The 17,778-nt window shown below is 62.4% G+C and carries 16 protein-coding genes; 9 read left to right on the top strand and 7 right to left on the bottom strand.

Annotated elements, in window-relative coordinates; translation table 11 throughout:
- Positions 1-35: 35 nt before the first annotated feature.
- The 4 genes from ACMT3I_RS13245 to ACMT3I_RS13230 all read left to right on the top strand — a co-directional run bounded on the left by ACMT3I_RS13245 (position 36) and on the right by ACMT3I_RS13230 (position 5,914).
- Complete coding sequence (locus ACMT3I_RS13245; protein WP_414804977.1) at positions 36-1,973, top strand: DUF2207 domain-containing protein; 1,938 nt, start codon at positions 36-38, stop codon at positions 1,971-1,973.
- Positions 1,973-2,323: a DUF6804 family protein gene (locus ACMT3I_RS13240; RefSeq protein ID WP_414804976.1), complete on the top strand. Its 351-nt coding sequence runs from the start codon at positions 1,973-1,975 to the stop codon at positions 2,321-2,323. The genes ACMT3I_RS13245 and ACMT3I_RS13240 overlap by 1 nt, the downstream gene beginning before the upstream one ends.
- Before the next feature lie 244 nt (positions 2,324-2,567).
- A complete protein-coding gene (locus tag ACMT3I_RS13235; protein WP_414804975.1) occupies positions 2,568-4,757 on the top strand; it encodes a DEAD/DEAH box helicase in 2,190 nt (729 codons plus the stop codon).
- 128 nt (positions 4,758-4,885) lie between these two features.
- Positions 4,886-5,914 carry a 6-phosphofructokinase gene (locus tag ACMT3I_RS13230; protein WP_414804974.1) on the top strand — a complete coding sequence of 343 codons (1,029 nt, stop codon included), beginning with the start codon at positions 4,886-4,888 and terminating at the stop codon, positions 5,912-5,914.
- Between the two features lie 96 nt (positions 5,915-6,010).
- Here ACMT3I_RS13230 and ACMT3I_RS13225 read toward each other — a convergent pair whose 3' ends face one another.
- Positions 6,011-6,265 (bottom strand): mycoredoxin, encoded by a 255-nt coding sequence (locus tag ACMT3I_RS13225; RefSeq protein WP_414804973.1) that lies wholly within the window; start codon positions 6,263-6,265, stop codon positions 6,011-6,013.
- A 58-nt stretch (positions 6,266-6,323) separates the two neighbouring features.
- Here ACMT3I_RS13225 and ACMT3I_RS13220 point away from each other — a divergent pair, with 58 nt between their 5' ends.
- The 3 genes from ACMT3I_RS13220 to ACMT3I_RS13210 all read left to right on the top strand — a co-directional run bounded on the left by ACMT3I_RS13220 (position 6,324) and on the right by ACMT3I_RS13210 (position 8,430).
- Positions 6,324-6,797, top strand: a complete 474-nt coding sequence (locus ACMT3I_RS13220; RefSeq protein ID WP_414804972.1) for an 8-oxo-dGTP diphosphatase — start codon at positions 6,324-6,326, stop codon at positions 6,795-6,797.
- A gap of 107 nt (positions 6,798-6,904) precedes the next feature.
- Positions 6,905-8,098: an anion permease gene (locus ACMT3I_RS13215; RefSeq protein ID WP_414804971.1), complete on the top strand. Its 1,194-nt coding sequence runs from the start codon at positions 6,905-6,907 to the stop codon at positions 8,096-8,098.
- Positions 8,095-8,430 (top strand): peptidase, encoded by a 336-nt coding sequence (locus ACMT3I_RS13210; RefSeq protein WP_414804970.1) that lies wholly within the window; start codon positions 8,095-8,097, stop codon positions 8,428-8,430. Before ACMT3I_RS13215 ends, ACMT3I_RS13210 begins: the two co-directional genes overlap by 4 nt.
- A 533-nt stretch (positions 8,431-8,963) precedes the next feature.
- On the opposite strand, the gene ACMT3I_RS13205 is transcribed toward ACMT3I_RS13210, so the two are convergent.
- Complete coding sequence (locus tag ACMT3I_RS13205) at positions 8,964-10,238, bottom strand: uracil-xanthine permease family protein (RefSeq protein WP_414804969.1); 1,275 nt, start codon at positions 10,236-10,238, stop codon at positions 8,964-8,966.
- Positions 10,239-10,409: 171 nt separating this feature from the next.
- Here ACMT3I_RS13205 and ACMT3I_RS13200 point away from each other — a divergent pair, with 171 nt between their 5' ends.
- On the top strand, positions 10,410-11,891 hold the full coding sequence (locus ACMT3I_RS13200) for an NCS2 family permease (protein ID WP_414805037.1): 1,482 nt from the start codon (positions 10,410-10,412) through the stop codon (positions 11,889-11,891).
- Between the two features lie 129 nt (positions 11,892-12,020).
- On the top strand, positions 12,021-12,320 hold the full coding sequence (locus tag ACMT3I_RS13195; RefSeq protein WP_414804968.1) for a hypothetical protein: 300 nt from the start codon (positions 12,021-12,023) through the stop codon (positions 12,318-12,320).
- Positions 12,321-12,417: 97 nt separating this feature from the next.
- Here ACMT3I_RS13195 and ACMT3I_RS13190 read toward each other — a convergent pair whose 3' ends face one another.
- From ACMT3I_RS13190 to ACMT3I_RS13170, 5 genes are all read right to left on the bottom strand, one after another.
- Complete coding sequence (locus tag ACMT3I_RS13190; RefSeq protein ID WP_414805036.1) at positions 12,418-13,170, bottom strand: FadR/GntR family transcriptional regulator; 753 nt, start codon at positions 13,168-13,170, stop codon at positions 12,418-12,420.
- 13 nt (positions 13,171-13,183) lie between these two features.
- Positions 13,184-13,975: a 3-oxoacyl-ACP reductase gene (locus ACMT3I_RS13185; protein ID WP_414804967.1), complete on the bottom strand. Its 792-nt coding sequence runs from the start codon at positions 13,973-13,975 to the stop codon at positions 13,184-13,186.
- A 78-nt stretch (positions 13,976-14,053) separates the two neighbouring features.
- A complete protein-coding gene (locus ACMT3I_RS13180) occupies positions 14,054-15,415 on the bottom strand; it encodes an aldehyde dehydrogenase family protein (protein ID WP_414804966.1) in 1,362 nt (453 codons plus the stop codon).
- Positions 15,412-16,194, bottom strand: coding sequence for a gamma-glutamyl-gamma-aminobutyrate hydrolase family protein (locus ACMT3I_RS13175; RefSeq protein ID WP_414804965.1), 783 nt, complete (start codon positions 16,192-16,194; stop codon positions 15,412-15,414). The genes ACMT3I_RS13180 and ACMT3I_RS13175 overlap by 4 nt, the downstream gene beginning before the upstream one ends.
- Positions 16,181-17,548, bottom strand: a complete 1,368-nt coding sequence (locus tag ACMT3I_RS13170; protein WP_414804964.1) for a glutamine synthetase family protein — start codon at positions 17,546-17,548, stop codon at positions 16,181-16,183. The genes ACMT3I_RS13175 and ACMT3I_RS13170 overlap by 14 nt, the downstream gene beginning before the upstream one ends.
- Positions 17,549-17,778 lie beyond the last annotated feature (230 nt).

The following is a 17,778-nucleotide window of genomic DNA, read 5'->3' as shown; positions in this document are numbered from 1 at the left end:
CCGGAAGGCACTCTGCGGCTCGGTAGTCTTGAGGGATGCGTCGACGTACCGGGTTCATCGCGAGCGCCATCGCGGTGACATTTTCACTGCTGGCCCTGATCGCCCCGACGACCGCGCAGGCGGTCGGCCACGACGCTGCCGCCCACAGCAGCGTTGTCAACCGCGCGACGGTGAATGCTTCCGTCGTTGCCGCAGGCATCGTTGCGACAGGCACTGATGATTTCACCTTCTCCTCGTGGCACTCCGATCTTGTGCTCGGCAGGGATGCCGACGGTCGGTCAACGCTCACCACGACAGAGACGATCGTCGCCGACTTCCCCGACTTCGACCAGAACCGCGGGATCAGGCGCGCGATCCCCACGCATTACGACGGTCACACCACTGACATCGACATCGTCAGCGTCACCGATGAGACAGGTAGCGCCCGCAATTATGATGCCGAGACGTCTGATGATGACGGAGAGTTTCTCGAGATCACCATCGCCGCGGATGATTACGTGCACGGCGCCCAGACCTATGTCATCACTTACACGCAGCGAAACGTCACGCTCTTTCCCGACGACGCCGCTGACAACGAGTTCTACTGGGAAGTCAACGGAACCGGCTGGGCACAGCCGTTCGGTTCGGTGACAGCAACCCTGTCGATGGATGCCGCGCTCGCCGACGCGCTGAACGGCCAGGCGTCCTGCTTCCAGGGTTCGGCGTCTTCCGGCAGTCAGTGCGTCTCGCTCGAGAAGACCGAGACAGCAGGCGGCACTAACTTCGAAGCGGATGCCGGCGAGCTCGGGCCTCACGAGGGCCTCACCATCGTCGTCGGTTTCGACGAGGGAACCTTCGTGCCGCGTGACGATTCGTTCTTAGCCAACCCATTTCCGACAATCGGACTCATTGGCGGCATTTTGGCCGTGCTCACTGCGATCGCAGCGTGGGTCGTTCGCCTGACCAGATGGCGAAACGCACCAGGTCGACCGACGATCATCGCCGAATACCTGCCGCCAAAGGGTGTCAACCTGCTGGTCTCCGGAGACATCGCGGGGGTGACAACCACGTCGATGCCCGCCCAGCTGCTGAGCTTTGCCGTGCGCGGCAACGTTCGCGTGCTTGAGGCGAAGGGCAAGGGCCACTACATCCTTGAGCTCGTACACGCCGATGGTCTGGAGGCCGCCGAACTCGCGCTCCTGACCGACCTGATGCCCGGCCTCACGCCAGGAACCCGTCTCGACCTGAAAAAGACGAGCTCGACCGTAACCGCCAAGATACAGAAGCATCTCGCCACGGTCAGGAAGACTGTGGTGTCGATGGGCCTGCGGGAGCACAAGGGCGGGGCGCTCCGCTCCTGGTTGATCGCGGGGGGAGTGTTCTCACTCGTACTCGCCTTCGTCGGATCGATTGGCGCTTTCGCAACAGAGGTCGCCGGCCTCTGGCCTGTGCTCACGATCTTCTGCGGCGTCATCGGCTTCATCGCCACGCTCGCAGCAACTGCCGTGGTGCGGCCGTTGACCGCAGCCGGAGCCGAACTCCGTGACTACCTGGCCGGTCTGCGCCTCTACATCGACCTGGCAGAAGCCGACAGGCTCCGCGTATTGCAGAGCCCGGCCGGTGCCCTCACCTCGCCGTATCGTCCGGTCATCGACTCGTCGGCTGTACCCATGCCCGGGCTCGACGCACCCGATTCTGAGCTCAAGATCGTCAAGCTGTACGAACGAGTTCTGCCATTCGCCGTGCTTTTTGGGCTCGAGAAGAACTGGTCGAAGGTGCTGGGGGACTACTACGCCAGGGTCAACGCCGAGCCAGACTGGTATGTCGGCACTAACGGTTTCAACGCAGCACTTTTTGCCACGGGAATCGGGGCATTCGCTTCATCAACCACAGCGGCGTGGTCTGGCAGCAGCGGCAGCTCAACAAGTTCAGGATTCAGTGGAGGCGGTTCCGTCGGAGGCGGCGGAGGCGGCGGTGGAGGAGGAGGCGTCTAGTGGGCGTTAAAGAATACGGAACCCCGAAGAAGCCGACGTTCACGCGTTCCGCGCTGGCGCCCGGTCTGCTCGGAGCCATCGCGCTGCTCGGTGGACTCGCCCTGCTCGACGTTGGCAGCTTCATCATCGTCCGTTACGTGGTCAGCATCCTCGCGGTGATCATGTGCGTTTTCGCCATTCAGGCGAAGGCCTGGTGGTGGCTGATCGGGCTGGTGCCGATCGCGATCATCTGGAACCCGGTCGTCGTCATCGACCTGCACGGGCAGGGGTGGGTGTCGATCCAGTTCATCGCTGCGATCGTGTTCATCATTGCCGGAATCAGGATCAAAGTTCCTGTACGCGAGCTGTAGGCTGCGGGCGTAGACTGGCAGCGCGCCGGGAGAACCCGGTCACCGTCTCGACCGTGCCGTTGCACTCACCTGCAACCGTTGCATTCATATGCAACAGACGCGCTGCTCGATTCAGGGTTCGGCGTATCGGTTGGGTCTGCAGCTTCGACGTTGTGGCCTAAGCCGGGGGCGGTCATTCCTGACCGCGGCTGAACAAATCAGCGGGATGCGATCGCAGTCAGCGACACCCGCGAAGTGGAGAAGAATGGCATACACGCGCCAACAGTCGTCAGGTTCCAGTGGCCGCGGAAGCGGTGGCAGTAGCCGCAATCGGCCGCGCACGCGGTCGCGCGACGACGATGCCCCGATCATCCCGATCCTTGCCCGCAAGGTTCGCGAAGTTGAGGCAAAGGCGCAGGCCAGTGGCAAGCTCGGCCCGACAAACCGCACGAAGTACCAGGTCATCGCCCTGCTGATGCGTGAAGAGCGCGCCAGGGTCAAGACCGATCCCGAACTTACTGACGCCAACCGGGCCGAGCTGCTGAAGCGCCTCGACGGTATCGCTCAGATCCTGGCGAAGACAGCAGGACGCGACACCAGCCTGATCACCCTGCTCGAACCGGATGCCTCAGTGTCGACGGTCGCGCAGAGGTTCCGTCGGGACTGGCTGATTGAATCAGGCGCTGAACTCAGCCCTGACGAACTGATCATCACTCGCGAAGCCGAAGCCAAACCAGAGGTGCCGGTCAACGTCAACCAGGTCATCCCACAGTCGGTCAAGGCCAGGGCGCTCGCGAACCCGTTCCTCGCGCCCGATTTCAGCGCGGCTGCCCCCGCGCCCGTCGTGCCGGTTCGCCGACTGGCCAACTGGGAACTTCTCGGTCCGCTCTTCAAGTCGTTTGAATACGGCGCAGGCGGACAAGCAGCCAGCATGGATCTGCCCGAAGCGCCGCCGATCGATCGCCTCGCGCCGGCCGGCATGGAGCTGATGCGCCACCAGGCTCGCTTCGTCGAGAGCGCCAGGCTCGGCCACCGCAGCTACCTGCTCGCCGACGAGCCAGGGCTGGGCAAGACGGCGCAGAGCTTGCTCGCGGCATCCGTCACCAACTCATATCCATTGCTCGCCATCGTGCCCAACGTCGTCAAGATGAACTGGGCGCGTGAGGTCGAACTGTGGACTCCGCACCGGAGGGCAACTGTCATCCACGGAGATGGCGATACCCTCGACGCCTTCGCAGACGTCGTTGTCGTGAACTACGACGTGCTGGATCGGCACCTGGCCTGGCTCGGAACTCTCGGCTTCAAGGGCATGGTCGTCGACGAGGCGCACTTCATCAAGAACTTGCAGTCGCAGCGGTCAAAGCACGTGTTGTCACTGGCCGAGCAGATCCGCCGCCGCACACCGGGTGGAAACCCGCTGCTGATGGCGCTGACCGGCACCCCGCTCATCAACGATGTTGATGACTTCAGGGCCATCTGGCAATTCCTCGGCTGGATCGATGGAGACAAGCCGACGGCAAAGCTGATGGCCAAGCTCGAGGCGACCGGGCTGACCCCGGCAGACCTCGGTTTCTATGCCGAGGCACGTGCGGCAGTCATCGACATGGGCATCGTCCGGCGCCGTAAGGTCGACGTCGCGGCAGACCTGCCGGCCAAGCGCATCGCCGACCTGCCCGTCGAGCTCGACGACGACCTCGGTCGCTCGATCCGTCAGGCCGAACGCGAACTCGCTGCCAGGCTCGTCATCCGTTACAACGCACTGGTCACAGCACGCTCGACCGGCGGCAGGAAGATGGTGCCTGACGAAGATCAGCGCGCTTCGTTCATCCGTGCTGTCGCGCACGCCGAACTCGAAGACTCCAAGAGCGCAACGACCGGTGAGAACGTCTTCACGATGGTGCGCAAGATCGGTCAGGCCAAGGCCGGCCTCGCCGCCGACTACGCGGCTCAGCTGGCGCGTTCTGTCGGTAAGGTCGTCTTCTTCGCCAAGCACATCGACGTCATGGACCAGGCTGAAGAAACATTCGCGAAGCGCGAGCTTCGTACAGTGTCTATCCGTGGTGATCAGTCGACGCTCGAGCGACAGGCAGCAATCGACGCCTTCAACAATGACCCTGAGGTCGCTGTCGTTGTCTGTTCGCTCACCGCAGCCGGTGTCGGCGTCAACCTGCAGGCAGCGTCGAACGTCGTTCTTGCCGAGCTCAGCTGGACAGCTGCAGAGCAGACCCAGGCAATTGACCGCGTACACCGCATCGGTCAGGACGAGCCTGTCACTGCCTGGCGGATCATCGCGGCGCACACCATCGACGCCAGAATCGCCGAGCTGATCGGCAGCAAGCAGGGTCTGGCTGCCCGCGCGCTCGACGGTTCGGAAGAAGAAGTTTCGTCCGCCGATTCGGTGCAGGCCAGCGCGCTTGTCTACCTGCTCACACAGGCGCTCGACGGAGACTTGTAAAAATCGTCGGTCGAGACTCTGGCGGGTCTCGACCGACGAATCGATTTGAGTCTGGGCGCCGATGCCCCCCATGATGTGTAGACGGTGAAGACGCCGTGATTGTTTCGATGCATGAAGGAGCGTCAGAAATGAAAATCGGTATCCTCACCAGTGGTGGCGACTGCCCAGGTCTCAATGCAGTCATCCGTGGTGCGGTCCTGAAGGGCGTGCGTGTACACGATGCCGAGTTCATCGGCATCCGGAACGGCTGGCGTGGTCTCGTCCAAGACGAGTTCATGCCCCTCGACCGTCACAGTGTCCGCGGCCTTTCGCGTCAGGGCGGCACAATCCTCGGCAGCTCCCGCACCAACCCATTCGAGGGTGACAACGGCGGCCCTGAGAACATCCAGCGCACGCTTGATGCTCATGGCATCGATGCCGTCATCGCGATCGGTGGAGAGGGTACTCTCACGGCCGCACGTCGTCTGACCGATGCCGGTCTCAAGATCGTCGGTGTGCCGAAGACGATCGACAACGACCTCGCAGCCACTGACTACTCCTTCGGCTTCGATACGGCAGTCGAGATCGCCACCGAAGCCATCGACCGCCTCCGCACCACTGCCGAGTCACACGGTCGCTGCATGGTGATCGAGGTCATGGGTCGCCACGTCGGCTGGATCGCACTGCACTCAGGAATGGCCGGTGGCGCGCACGCCATCCTCATCCCTGAGCAGCCGCAGACGATCGAGCAGATCTGCGAGTGGGTCGAGAGCGTTCGCGATCGTGGCCGTGCTCCGGTCATCGTCGTCTCAGAGGGTTTCCGCCTCGCAGGCATGGAAGAACCGCACTCCGACAAGGGCCTCGACGCCTTCAACCGCCCGCGCCTCGGCGGTATCAGCGAGATCATCGCGCCGATGATCGAGGAGCGCACCGGTATTGAGTCACGGGCAACAGTGCTCGGGCACACGCAGCGCGGCGGAGCACCGTCGGCATACGACCGCGTGCTGGCCACCCGACTCGGCATGGCGGCGATCGATGCGATCTACGACGAGCGCTGGGGTTCAATGGTGTCGCTCACCGGCACCGACATCAATGTCGTCAGCATCGCCGATGCGACCGGCGGGCTGAAGACTGTTCCGCAGGCGCGTTACGACGAAGCTGCAGTACTCTTCGGCTAAGCAGTCCTCACACACGGCACCCAGCCCTCGTCAGAGGGTCGGCCACGTAGCGGCACCCTGACGTTCAGTCGCCAGGGTGCCGTTCGTGCGTGTGGTTCAGGACAGCTTGGCCTTGACGTCGGCGAGCGACGGGTTCGTGGCAGACGAACCATCGGGAAACAAGACAGTCGGTACAGTCTGGTTGCCACCGTTCAGGCTCATGACGAGCTCAGCGGTGCCATCTACCTCTTCAATGTTGATCTCGCTGTATCCGATGCCAGCCTTTGTCAGTTGACCCTTCAAACGGGTGCAGTAGCCGCACCAGCTGGTGGTGAACATGGTGATAGTTCCAGTTTCAGGCACAAAATCCATGTCGTCAGCGTAATCCAGTCGTCTGAAAATCTCCGATACGCCGGGCTACGATGAGCGGATGACTTTGCCCCAGGTTTGCGTGAGCTACCTCATCCGCACCGGCGACCACGGTCGCCTCCAGGTATTGCTCGGACGCAAAAAGAAGGGGCTGGGGCTCGGCTACTTCGTCGGACTCGGTGGCAAGCTCGAGCAGGGCGAGAGCCCGGTGGATGCCGCTGTGCGCGAGATCGAGGAAGAATCTGGCCTGGTCGTTGCCCCCGGCGACCTCATCCCGATGGGCTACCTGACCTACCTGTTTCCACACAAGGAAGACTGGAGCCAGGGCTCGAGTGTCTTCGTTTCCCGTGAATTCCGTGGAGTCCCATGTGAATCCGATGAGTTAAATCCCGAGTGGTTCGACGTTGATGCCCTCCCGCTCGACGAGATGTGGGATGACGCGAAATACTGGTTACCGGGAGTTTTATCCGGAATCACCGTCCAGAAGACCTTTACGTTCGGTCCCGATTTAGCCTCTGTGGTGGCCTCTTCCTAAGTTGACCTCGCCTCCCGCGAGTGTCAGGATTATGCGGGTCCGATTTACGGCTCATGTACATCGTCTGAACGCCCGGCCACCCGTGCCGGCCCCAGAGAAAGTCGCCGGTGGATCTCACCCTCATCGTCGTGCTGGTCATAGTACTGGCACTCATATTCGACTTCACCAACGGATTCCACGACACAGCGAACGCGATGGCCACGCCTATCGCAACCGGTGCCATGCGTCCGAAGGTCGCGGTCACAGTCGCCGCCATCCTCAACCTGGTCGGAGCGTTCCTCTCGACCGAGGTTGCAAAGACGGTCTCAGGCGGCATCATCAAAGAAGGTCCTGGTGGGATTCAGATCACACCGGAGATCATCTTCGCTGGTCTGATCGGTGCGATCGTCTGGAACCTGATCACCTGGCTGAAAGGCTTGCCGTCGAGCTCGAGCCATGCGCTATTCGGTGGCCTGATCGGCGCGACGATCATTGGAGCCGGCTTCCAGGCCGTTGACTACATGGTTGTCGTCGAGAAGGTTGTGCTTCCGGCACTGATCGCACCGCTGATCGCTGGCCTGGTTGCGTACACCGCCACCAAGCTCGCCTACGCGATTACCAGGCGCGAGCTGAACAAGCCTGACGGTCGTGGCGGGTTCCGATACGCGCAGATCTTCTCGTCGTCGCTCGTTGCGCTTGCGCACGGTACAAATGACGCACAGAAGACGATGGGTGTCATCACCCTGACCCTGATCGCCGGTGGTTTCCAGGCCGCGGGCAGTGGTCCTGAGTTCTGGGTCATCGCATCCTGTGCACTCGCCATCGCCATCGGAACGTACAGCGGCGGCTGGCGCATCATTCGCACGATGGGTACAGGCCTCACCGAGGTCAAGCCTGCGCAGGGCTTCGCGGCCGAGACCAGCACCGCTGCTGCCATTCTGGCCTCCAGCCACCTCGGCTTCGCGCTCTCCACCACGCAGGTCGCCTCTGGCTCTGTAATCGGCTCAGGCCTCGGTCGTCGTGGTTCAACAGTTCGATGGGGCACCGCGGGTCGCATCGCGCTCGGCTGGCTCATCACGTTGCCCGCTTCGGCAATTATGGGTGCATTCGCTGCCGGTATCGCTCACTTCGGCCCGATCGGTGTCGCAATCGACGCCATCATCGGCGCACTGGTGATCGGCGGTATCTTCTGGTGGTCACGTAGGGACAAGGTCGCTCACCACAACGCGATCAACGACATCGATGATGCCGGTCGCGTCGTGAAGATTCGCAAGACGCCCAGGAAGCCTGCTCGCAAGGACCGGACGAAGGTTGCACTGTGATCGAGATCACCTCATTCCTCACTGTGGCCGTTGTGTCGCTTATCGCGACTTCCGTTGTCGTCAGCCTGTACTCGCTCGGTCTGCGGCTGTTAGTGACCGCTGGTCGTGCGCCGGTCGTTGAGCCGTTGGAGTTCACAGGAGCCATCACGGTTCTCACCCCGGCCCAGGCGGCCAAGGAAGCCAAGCGTGCACGCAAGGCCGCTGCGGCCAACCCGCTCACTCCAGTGCAGAAGCGCATCGCGCTCATTGGTGCGTATGCCTGCTTCACCCTCACGGGCTTCGCTGTGTTGTACGGCATCTTCCTGATCGTTCCTGCTCTGCACGGAGGCTAGGCCTCCTCCAGCGGCACAAGCCACCGTTCCCGCGCCTATGGCCTTACGGGATGGGGCTGCCTTCGACGCCTGTGCTGGTGTTGTCGTGCATAACTCCTGCTGTTTGAGGTCGGTGCTTGGTGAGCGCCCCGGAAACATGCGGCAGTTGCAGCGTCGCGCGTGGTTTTGCAGGAGTTATGCATCGAGCCTGCGCCTGGCTGTGGGGTCCTGGGGCGACGCGAGCTACCTGCGGGTGCCTAAGAATTCCTATGCAACGCGGGCTGCCTTCGACGCCTGTGCTGGTGTTGTCGTGCATAACTCCTGCTGTTCGATGTCTGTGCTTGGTGAGTGCCCCGGAAACATGCGGCAGTTGCAGCGTCACGTGCGGTTCTGCAGGAGTTATGCATCCAGAGCGGGCGTGCGGTGTGCGCAATCGCGTCCGCTGCAGCTGACGAGCAGGGTTTAACGCCTAAAAAGCAGGGCCCCGTCGTTCTTCAACGACGAGGCCCTGCTTTTCTGTGCCGTCCGCTGCTGGCTGCAAGCGGATGACGTGATTACAGCGTGTTGCGCGCGCGACCGACGGCGGTCATCACGTGGTAGATCACGATGGCTGCAATGGTGCCGAGGGCGATTCCGTTGAAGCTCAGTGTTCCAGCGTTCCAGGTGAAGTCGGCGATGCCGACGATGAGAGCAGTTGCAGCGGTGAACTGGTTCACCGGCTTGGAGAAGTCGACCTTGTTGTCGAGCCAGATCTTCACACCGATGATGCCGATGAGACCGTAGAGCGCTGTCGTGACGCCACCGAGCACGCCGGCGGGGATGGTGTTGATGACTGCACCGATCTTGGGGGAGAGACCGAGCAGGATGGCGACGAAACCGGCAACCCAGTACGCAGCGGTCGAGTAGATGCGAGTCGCTGCCATCACGCCGATGTTCTCGCCATACGTGGTGGTTCCCGAACCGCCGCCGAAGCCGGCGAGCATGGTGGCCAGGCCGTCAGCGAACAGAGCGCGACCGGTGTACTGGTTGACCTTGGCATCCGTCATCTGGGCGACACCCTTGATGTGGCCGACGTTCTCGGCGATGAGCACGAGTACGACAGGAAGGAAGGCAGGCAACAGGCCGATGACCGCGGGGTTCTCGAACGGGTTGGTCGGCAGGGTGAACTGCGGGAGGCCGATCCAGGCGGCGTTCTTCACTGCGTCGAAGTCGACCTCTCCCGCGATGACAGCGGCGATGTAGCCGATGACGACACCGATGAAGATCGACAGACGCCCGAGAATTCCCTTGAACAGAACGGTGCTCAGGATCACAGCAGCGAGCGTGATGAGCGCGGTGAGTGGTGCCTGCACGAAGTTGTTCTTCGCCGCGGGGGCCAGGTTGAACCCGATCAGCGCAACGATGGCTCCGGAAACAACGGGGGGCATCAGCCAGTTGATCCAGCCTGTGCCGGTGAGATGCACCACTGCGCCGATGATCGCCAACAGGAGGCCGACGGCAATGATGCCGAACAGTGCGCCACCCATGCCCTGCGAGGCGGTCGCCGCGGTGATCGGGGCAATGAACGCGAACGAAGAGCCGAGGTAGCTCGGTACTTTATTGGCTGTGATCAGCAAGAACAGAATGGTGCCGATACCGGAGAACAGCAGCGTCGTGCTCGGCGGGAAGTCGGTGAGGATGGGAACGAGGAAGGTCGATCCGAACATCGCGACGACATGCTGGGTGCCGATTCCGATGGTGCGAGGCCACGTGAGACGCTCGTCGGGGCCGACAATTTCAAGCGCGCCGACTGATTTTCCGTCGCCGTGCAGCTTCCAGGGCAGTGCCACTATTTCTCGTTTCTCGTAATTGAACTCTGCCGATGCTACTTGGCCTGAGCCCGGGCTTTTGCACAGGTCGGTGTCTGAGCGAGGGGTCAGTTTGCCTGAGTGGCGGCTGGATACCGGCGATTCGCCTAGACTTGACGCTGATAATTCGTAGCGAATTCAGCCAGGAGCCCCATCATTTCCAGTACAGAGACCAATACGGCGACGTCGCAGCCGAGCGGTGGATTCAAAGCCCGCCTCGATCGCTATTTCGAGATCACGCAGCGCGGTTCGTCCTGGGGCCGAGAGGTCCGTGGCGGTCTTGTCTCGTTCGTCACGATGGCCTACATCGTCATCCTCAACCCACTGATCCTTGGCGGCTTCAGCGCTGACCAGGCGGCAACGGATATCTCGGGCAACTGGCTCCCCGCTGCGCAGGTCGCCGCGGTCACCGCGCTGACAGCCGGTGTGATGACAATTCTGTTCGGTGTGGTCGCACGACTGCCGTTCGGGTTCGCTGCAGGTCTCGGCATCAACTCCTTCCTTGCCGTCAGCGTCGTCGGAGAAGTCACCTGGCCTGAAGCCATGGGTCTCGTCGTCGTCAACGGCCTGATCATCGTGCTGTTGGCATCCACCGGGCTCCGCTCGATGATCTTCAACGCAGTGCCACGACAGCTGAAACTAGCAATCACCGTCGGTATCGGTATGTTCATCGCGTTCCTTGGCCTCGTAGACGCCGGTTTCGTGCGTACGAGCGGCCAGGCATCACCGCCGCTGCAGCTGGGCGACGGCGGATCGGTCGCCAGTTTGCCGACAGCCGTCTTTGTCTTCGGCGTGGTCATCATGGGTGTGCTCATCGCGCGCAAGGTCAAGGCTGCTCTGCTCATCGGTATCGTCGCAACGACGATTCTGGCCATCATCGTCGAGGCAGTCTTCAAGGTCGGTGCATCATTCGACAACGGCCCGACCGGCTGGAACCTCAATGCACCGAATATTCCGTCGAGCATCGTGTCGTTGCCCGATCTCAGCCTCGTGGGCGACGTGAGCTTCGGAGCCTTCGAACGTATCGGTGCCCTTGCAGCAATGGTGATTGTGTTCACCCTGGTCTTCACTAACTTCTTCGATGCCATGGGCACCATGACCGGTCTGTCCAACGAAGCGGGCCTGGCCGACAAGAACGGCAACTTCCCCCGCCTGAAGTCGGCGCTTGTCGTCGAGGGTGTCGGTGCTGTCGTCGGTGGTGCAGCCTCGGCGTCATCGAACACTGTCTTCGTGGAATCCGGAGCCGGAATCGGCGAAGGCGCTCGCACCGGATTCGCTAACATCATCACCGGTTTGTTGTTCCTGGCCGCCATGTTCTTCACGCCGCTCACGCAGATCGTGCCGATCGAGGTGGCCGGTGCCGCTCTCGTGATGGTCGGCGCAATGATGGTGTCGCAGATCCGATTCATCGAATTCGACGAGTTCTCGATCGTGCTCCCGGTGTTCCTGACGATCATCGTCATGCCGATGACCTACTCGATCGCCAATGGAATCGGCGCAGGGTTCGTCAGTTGGGTGCTCGTGCGTTCACTCTCTGGCAAGGCAAAGGGCATCAGCCCGCTGCTCTGGATCGTGGCTGCTGGCTTCGTCGTGTTCTTCGTGCGCGGGCCGATCGAATCGCTCATGGGCCTCTGACACCTCGCGTAGTCGGCGGATCAACCGCAGGTCATATCTGGGGGATAGCCCCATAACGCGGCCGAGACGGCATCCGTAACGTTGTTGGTGAGCCGTTCTGGCTCCTCACACAAGCAGGAGAACCCAATCATGACTACCTCATCCGTTTACCAGGGTCAGACGACTGCGACCCAGCCCTCGAAGGCGCTTGGCATTTCGAGCCTGGTTCTCGGACTCGTCTCGATCTTCGCCGGCTGGACGTTCCTGGCCCCGATCGCCGGTCTGGTAACCGGCATCATGGCACTCAGCCGTGAACCGGAGAACCGCACGATGGCGATCTGGGGCATCGTTCTGAACGGTGTCATCCTGGCTGGGGCCGCAGTTGTTGTCGTGCTGATGCTGGCCTTCGGCCTCGCACTACTGCCGTTCATTCCCCTCGCGTTCATCTAGGTAGCGCCGCTGCACAGCAGCATCGCCCATGCACCACGACAAACGGATGCCTCCCCGCTGACAGCAGGGAGGCATCCGTTTGTTGGTGCTCTTTCGATTACTGCAGAAAGCCGCGCAGCAGCGCGGCCGAACCCGCGACGTGCTCGCTCATGGCAGTCGCAGCGGTTTCGGGGCTGCCGGTGAGGATCGCGATCACGATCTGCTCGTGTTGTTCATCGGAGTGAGCGATGTTCGGGCCGAGCGATGGAATGCTGTCGAGCATCTCGTTCACGCGCATCCGAACCTCGGCGATGAGTGGCATCAGCGAGGGCGATCCGGCGACCTCGGCGATCGTCAAGTGCAGTCGCGAATCCAGGCGGCGATAGTCATCATCGGTTGCCCCCTTCGAGTCGCTGAGGCTGGCCCACAGCAGTTCGCGTTCGGCCTGGCTGAGCGAGCGGCCGGCCGCATGTCGGGCAGCACCGACCTCGAGGATGTCGCGCAGTATTAGCGTGTCTTCTATCTCGTCGACCGGAAAGTGCCGACGGGTGACGAGTTCACCAGAGGCATCGACGCCCGGGGTGCCGAGCGGAAGCTCGTCGCTGACGAATGTGCCGCCGTAGCGACCTCGGCGGGAGACCAGGTAGCCGGCATCGGCGAGAGCTGCGATCGCATCGCGCAAGGTATCCCTGCTCACCGCGAGCATCGCCGCGAGCTCGCGCTCGGCTGGCAGCCGGTCCCCGGGGGCCATCATGCCGAGTCGCACGGTCTGCAAGAGGCGCTGCACGGTCTCCTCGAATGCGTTGCCACCACGTACCGGTCGCAGTAGTGCCTCACCGCTCGGGTGGACTACCTGGTCGTCGTCTGTCATCACTGTTTCGACTTTATAGGGGTGTGACGTATGCAGAGCTGATGCCGCCATCGACCAAGAAGGTCGAGCCGGTGATGAACGAGGAGTCATCACTGGCGAGAAAGGCAACGGCAGCCGCGAGTTCTTCTGGCTCGGCGAACCTGCCGACGGGAATGTGCACCAGCCGACGCTGGGCGCGTTCCTGATCCTTGGCAAACAGCTCCTGCAAGAGTGGAGTGTTCACTGGGCCTGGACACAGCGCGTTCACCCGGATGCCCTGCCTCGCGAACTGCACGCCGAGTTCGCGGCTCATCGCAAGCACGCCTCCCTTCGAGGCCGTGTACGAGATCTGACTTGTCGCCGAACCGAGCACAGCGACGAATGACGCGGTGTTGATGATCGAGCCTGACCCCTGCTTGGTCATGTGGCGAAGCGCTGCCCGACAGCACAGGTAGACCGACTTGAGATTGACGTCCTGAACCCTCTGCCAGGCCGGCAGCTCGGTTGTCTCGATCGAATCGTCATCCGGCGGTGAGATTCCGGCGTTGTTGAACGCGATGTCGACGGAGCCATAGGTGTCCTTTGCTGCGTTGAACAGGGCGTTGACTTCGTCTTCGTCAGTGACGTTCACCTTGACGAACAATCCGCCCACCAACTCGGCGGCAACCGGGCCGGCGATCTCGTCCATGTCGCCGATCACAACTGTCGCGCCCTCAGCGGCGAATCGTTTCGCCGTGGCCAGGCCGATTCCGCTTGCGCCGCCGGTAATGACCGCGACCTTGCCTGCCAGTCGCTGGGTGAGATCGATGGGGGTGATGCTGCTCATGCTGGCTCCTTAGTCAGGCCTGTCGTGCGAAAGTGTGCTGAAGGTGGTGCTGAAAAACTACATATGCCGCGACCGGCATCAATCGACCGCGATGAACACGTTCTTCGTCTCGGTGAACGCGAGCGGGGCATCGGGGCCGAGCTCCCGGCCGAGCCCCGACTGCTTGAAGCCGCCGAACGGGGTGGAGTACCGCACCGACGAGTGCGAGTTCACCGACAGGTTTCCCGCCTCGACATTCCGGGCGACGCGCAGTGCACGCCCGACATCGCGGGTCCAGATCGACCCTGACAGTCCGTACTCGGTGTCGTTTGCGAGCTGGATGGCATCCGCTTCGTCGTCGAACGGCAGCACGGTCACCACCGGTCCAAAGATCTCTTCGGTGACGACGCGGTCGGTGCGCGACGTCGGGGTGAGTACCGTGGGGGCGAACCAATAGCCCGCACCGGTCGGCGCGCTGCCTCGAAATGCGACGTTCGTGTCGTCAGGGACGTAGGCCGAGACTGCCGCGTGGTGCTTGGCCGAGACCAGCGGTCCCATCTCGGTGGCTTCGTCTGCGGGGTCGCCGACCTTGACGCCCTGGACTGCGGGTTCGAGCAATTCCATGAAACGGTCAAAGACAGTGCGTTCGACCAGGATGCGGCTGCGGGCGCAGCAGTCCTGGCCGGCGTTCTCGAACACGCCATAGGGTGCGGTGGCTGCGGCCTTCTCCAGGTCGGAATCGGCGAACACGATATTGGCGCTCTTGCCGCCGAGTTCGAGCGTGACCCGCTTCACCTGTTCGGCGCAGCCGGCCATGATCCGCTTACCGACCTCTGTCGAGCCGGTGAAAACCACTTTGCGCACCGTGGGGTTGGTCACGAAGCGTTCGCCGACGACCGAACCGCGGCCGGGCAGCACCTGGAAGAGCCCCTCTGGAAGCCCAGCCTCGAGGGCGAGTTCACCGAGACGGATGCTGGTGAGCGGCGTCCACTCTGCCGGCTTCAGCAGCACTGCGTTGCCGGCAGCCAGCGCCGGCGCGAAGCCCCAGGCGGCTATGGTCATCGGGAAGTTCCACGGGGTGATGATTCCCACGACGCCCAGCGGTTCCTGGAATGTCACGTCGATGCCGCCGGCCACCGGGATCTGCTTGCCGAACATCCGCTCAGGCGATGCAGAGTAATAGGTGAGTACGTCACGCACGTGACCGGCTTCCCAACGTGCCTGAGAGATCGGGTGCCCCGAGTTTGAGACTTCGAGTTGGGCGAGGTGTTCCCTGTCGCTGTCGACAGCCTCAGCGAAGCGTCGCAGCAGCTGGGCCTTGTCGGCGGGGGAGACGCCGGCCCACGCCTTCTGGGCCGCAGAAGCTGCAGCGATCGCTTCGTCGGTGGCATCGACGTCGAGCAACTCAATGCTGCTGATCTCCGACTCGTCCGCCGGATTGATGACCGTGTAGCTCGTCACGAGCGTGCCTTTCTGTTCGGTGCGTTCGTCTTGTCTTGTGCGTATGTCGTCGCCGCGTCGACGAGACCGGCAAACAAGCGGATGTCGTCTGTCGCCTCCTCCGGATGCCACTGCACCGCAACCCCGAACGGCACAGACGGAAGCTCCACTGCTTCGATGACCCCGTCGGCCGTCGTCGCGCTGACGATAAGGCCCTCTGCCACGCGGTCGATCGCCTGGTGGTGATACACCGGAACCGACAGCCCACCGCCGAGCAGACTGTGCACTGTGCTGTCAGGCGTGACAGCGATATCAACAGCGCTGAAGACGCCTCCGCCCAGCTGGTATCCGTTCTGGCCGATGACATCCGGCAGATGCTGGTGCAGCGTGCCGCCGAGGGCGACGTTGAGCACCTGCGCACCGCGGCAGATGCCGAGGAATGGCAGCTCGCGGTCGATTGCCCGGCGAAGCAGTGCGTCTTCCCAGGTGTCCCTGTCGCGACGCGGCTCATCGGTAAGCGGATGCGGCTCCTGCCCGTACCTGGCCGGATCGACGTCTTTGCCGCCGGTGATGATCAAGCCGTCAAGGCTGTCGAGCACCCGATCGGCGATGCCCTCGTCGACGGGCTGTGGAGGCAGCAGCACCGCAATACCGCCCGCTGCGGTGACCGCCTCGAAATAGACCTTGGGCAGGAACGATGCAGGAACATCCCACACGCCGGTCTTCGACTGTTCCAGGTAGGTGGTGAGGCCGATGACGGGGCGCGGGACGGCGCCGGATGAGGTATCAGAGACGCTCAAAGCCGCGCACCCTTTCCCAGTCGGTGATGGCGGCGTCGTATGCAGCGATTTCGATGCGTGCGTTGTTGAGGTAGTGGTCGACGACCTCGTCGCCGAACGCCTCACGGGCAATGGCCGACTCCCCGAACAGGGCTGCAGAGTCGCGCAGTGTTGCAGGCACCCGCACCATGTCGCTCACGTAGGCATTTCCTTCGAAGGCGTCCTCAAGCTCAAGCTCGTTATCGATGCCGTGCAGGCCGGCTGCGATCAGGGCGGCAACCGCCAGGTACTGATTGACGTCTCCGCCAGGAACCCGGTTCTCCACCCGCATTCCGTGGCCACGTCCCACTACGCGCAGGGCGCAGGTGCGATTGTCGTGGCCCCAGGCGATGGCCGTCGGGGCGAAACTGCCGTCGACGTAACGCTTGTACGAGTTGATGTTGGGAGCCGAGAACAGAGTGAGTTCGCGCATGCCTGCAAGCTGGCCGGCCAGGAAATGCTTGAACATCTGTGACATGCCGTCAGCGGCATCCTTGTCGGCGAACACTGCGGTGCCATCGGTACCGCGCAGGCTGATGTGGATGTGGCAGCTGTTGCCCTCGCGCTCGTTGAACTTGGCCATGAAGGTGAGGCTCTTGCCGTGCGCATCGGCGATTTCCTTTGCGCCGTTCTTGTAAATCGAGTGGTTGTCGCAGGTAGCGAGTGCCTCGTCGTAGCGGAATGCGATCTCTTGCTGGCCGAGGTTGCACTCACCCTTGACGCCCTCGCAGTACATGCCGGCGCCATCCATTGCCAGTCGGATCTCCCGCAGCAGCGGCTCCATGCGGGTCGACGCCAGCAATGCATAGTCGATGTTGTAATCGCTGGCCGGGATGAGGTCTGTGTAACCCTTCTTCCAGGCCTCGCGGTAGCTGTCTTCGAACACGATGAATTCGAGCTCCGTGCCCACGAATGCGCTCAGCCCGCGATCGGCCAGGCGCTGCAGCTGTTGCTTCAGGATCTGCCTGGGGGATGCGACGACGGGAGCCTCATCGAGCCAGTGCAGGTCGGCGGTGACCAGCACGGCACCGGGTAGCCAGGGCGCCTGGCGGAGTGTGGCGAGATCGGGGATCATCGCCATGTCGCCGTACCCGCGCGACCAGCTCGACATTGCATATCCTTCGACGGTGTTCATCTCGACGTCGACGGCAAGCAGATAGTTGCAGCATTCGGCGCCGTGGTTGTAAATGTCTTCAAGGAACAGTCTGGCCGAGACCCGTTTTCCCACCAGGCGACCCTGCATATCGGTGAACGCGACGATCACCGTGTCGACCTCGCCCGTGGCGACCTGCTCGGTCAACTGGGCGATGGTGATGAATCCGGAGGCCTGGGTCATTAACTTCTCCTCAGCGAGATCGTCGATGGTGCAGCTTTAATTGGGCGTAACGCAGACCATTACATCACAACAGCCCCGCGATACGTCCACTGGTCAGGGGAACTATTTCTGAGATCTCAGCGATTATTTCTTCCAAAGGTAGTACCGCCAGACCATTGATGGCCCTATAGTCATGCCAGCAACTGTCAGCTTTGTATGCGTTGGCGCTCGTCGCGTGTGCAACCCAATCG

The sequence above is a fragment of the Leifsonia sp. A12D58 genome, from assembly GCF_047530025.1.
Classification (GTDB): domain Bacteria; phylum Actinomycetota; class Actinomycetes; order Actinomycetales; family Microbacteriaceae; genus Cryobacterium.
The sequence above is the reverse complement of the archived record's forward strand: the minus strand, read 5'-3'. Positions and strand labels throughout refer to the sequence as shown.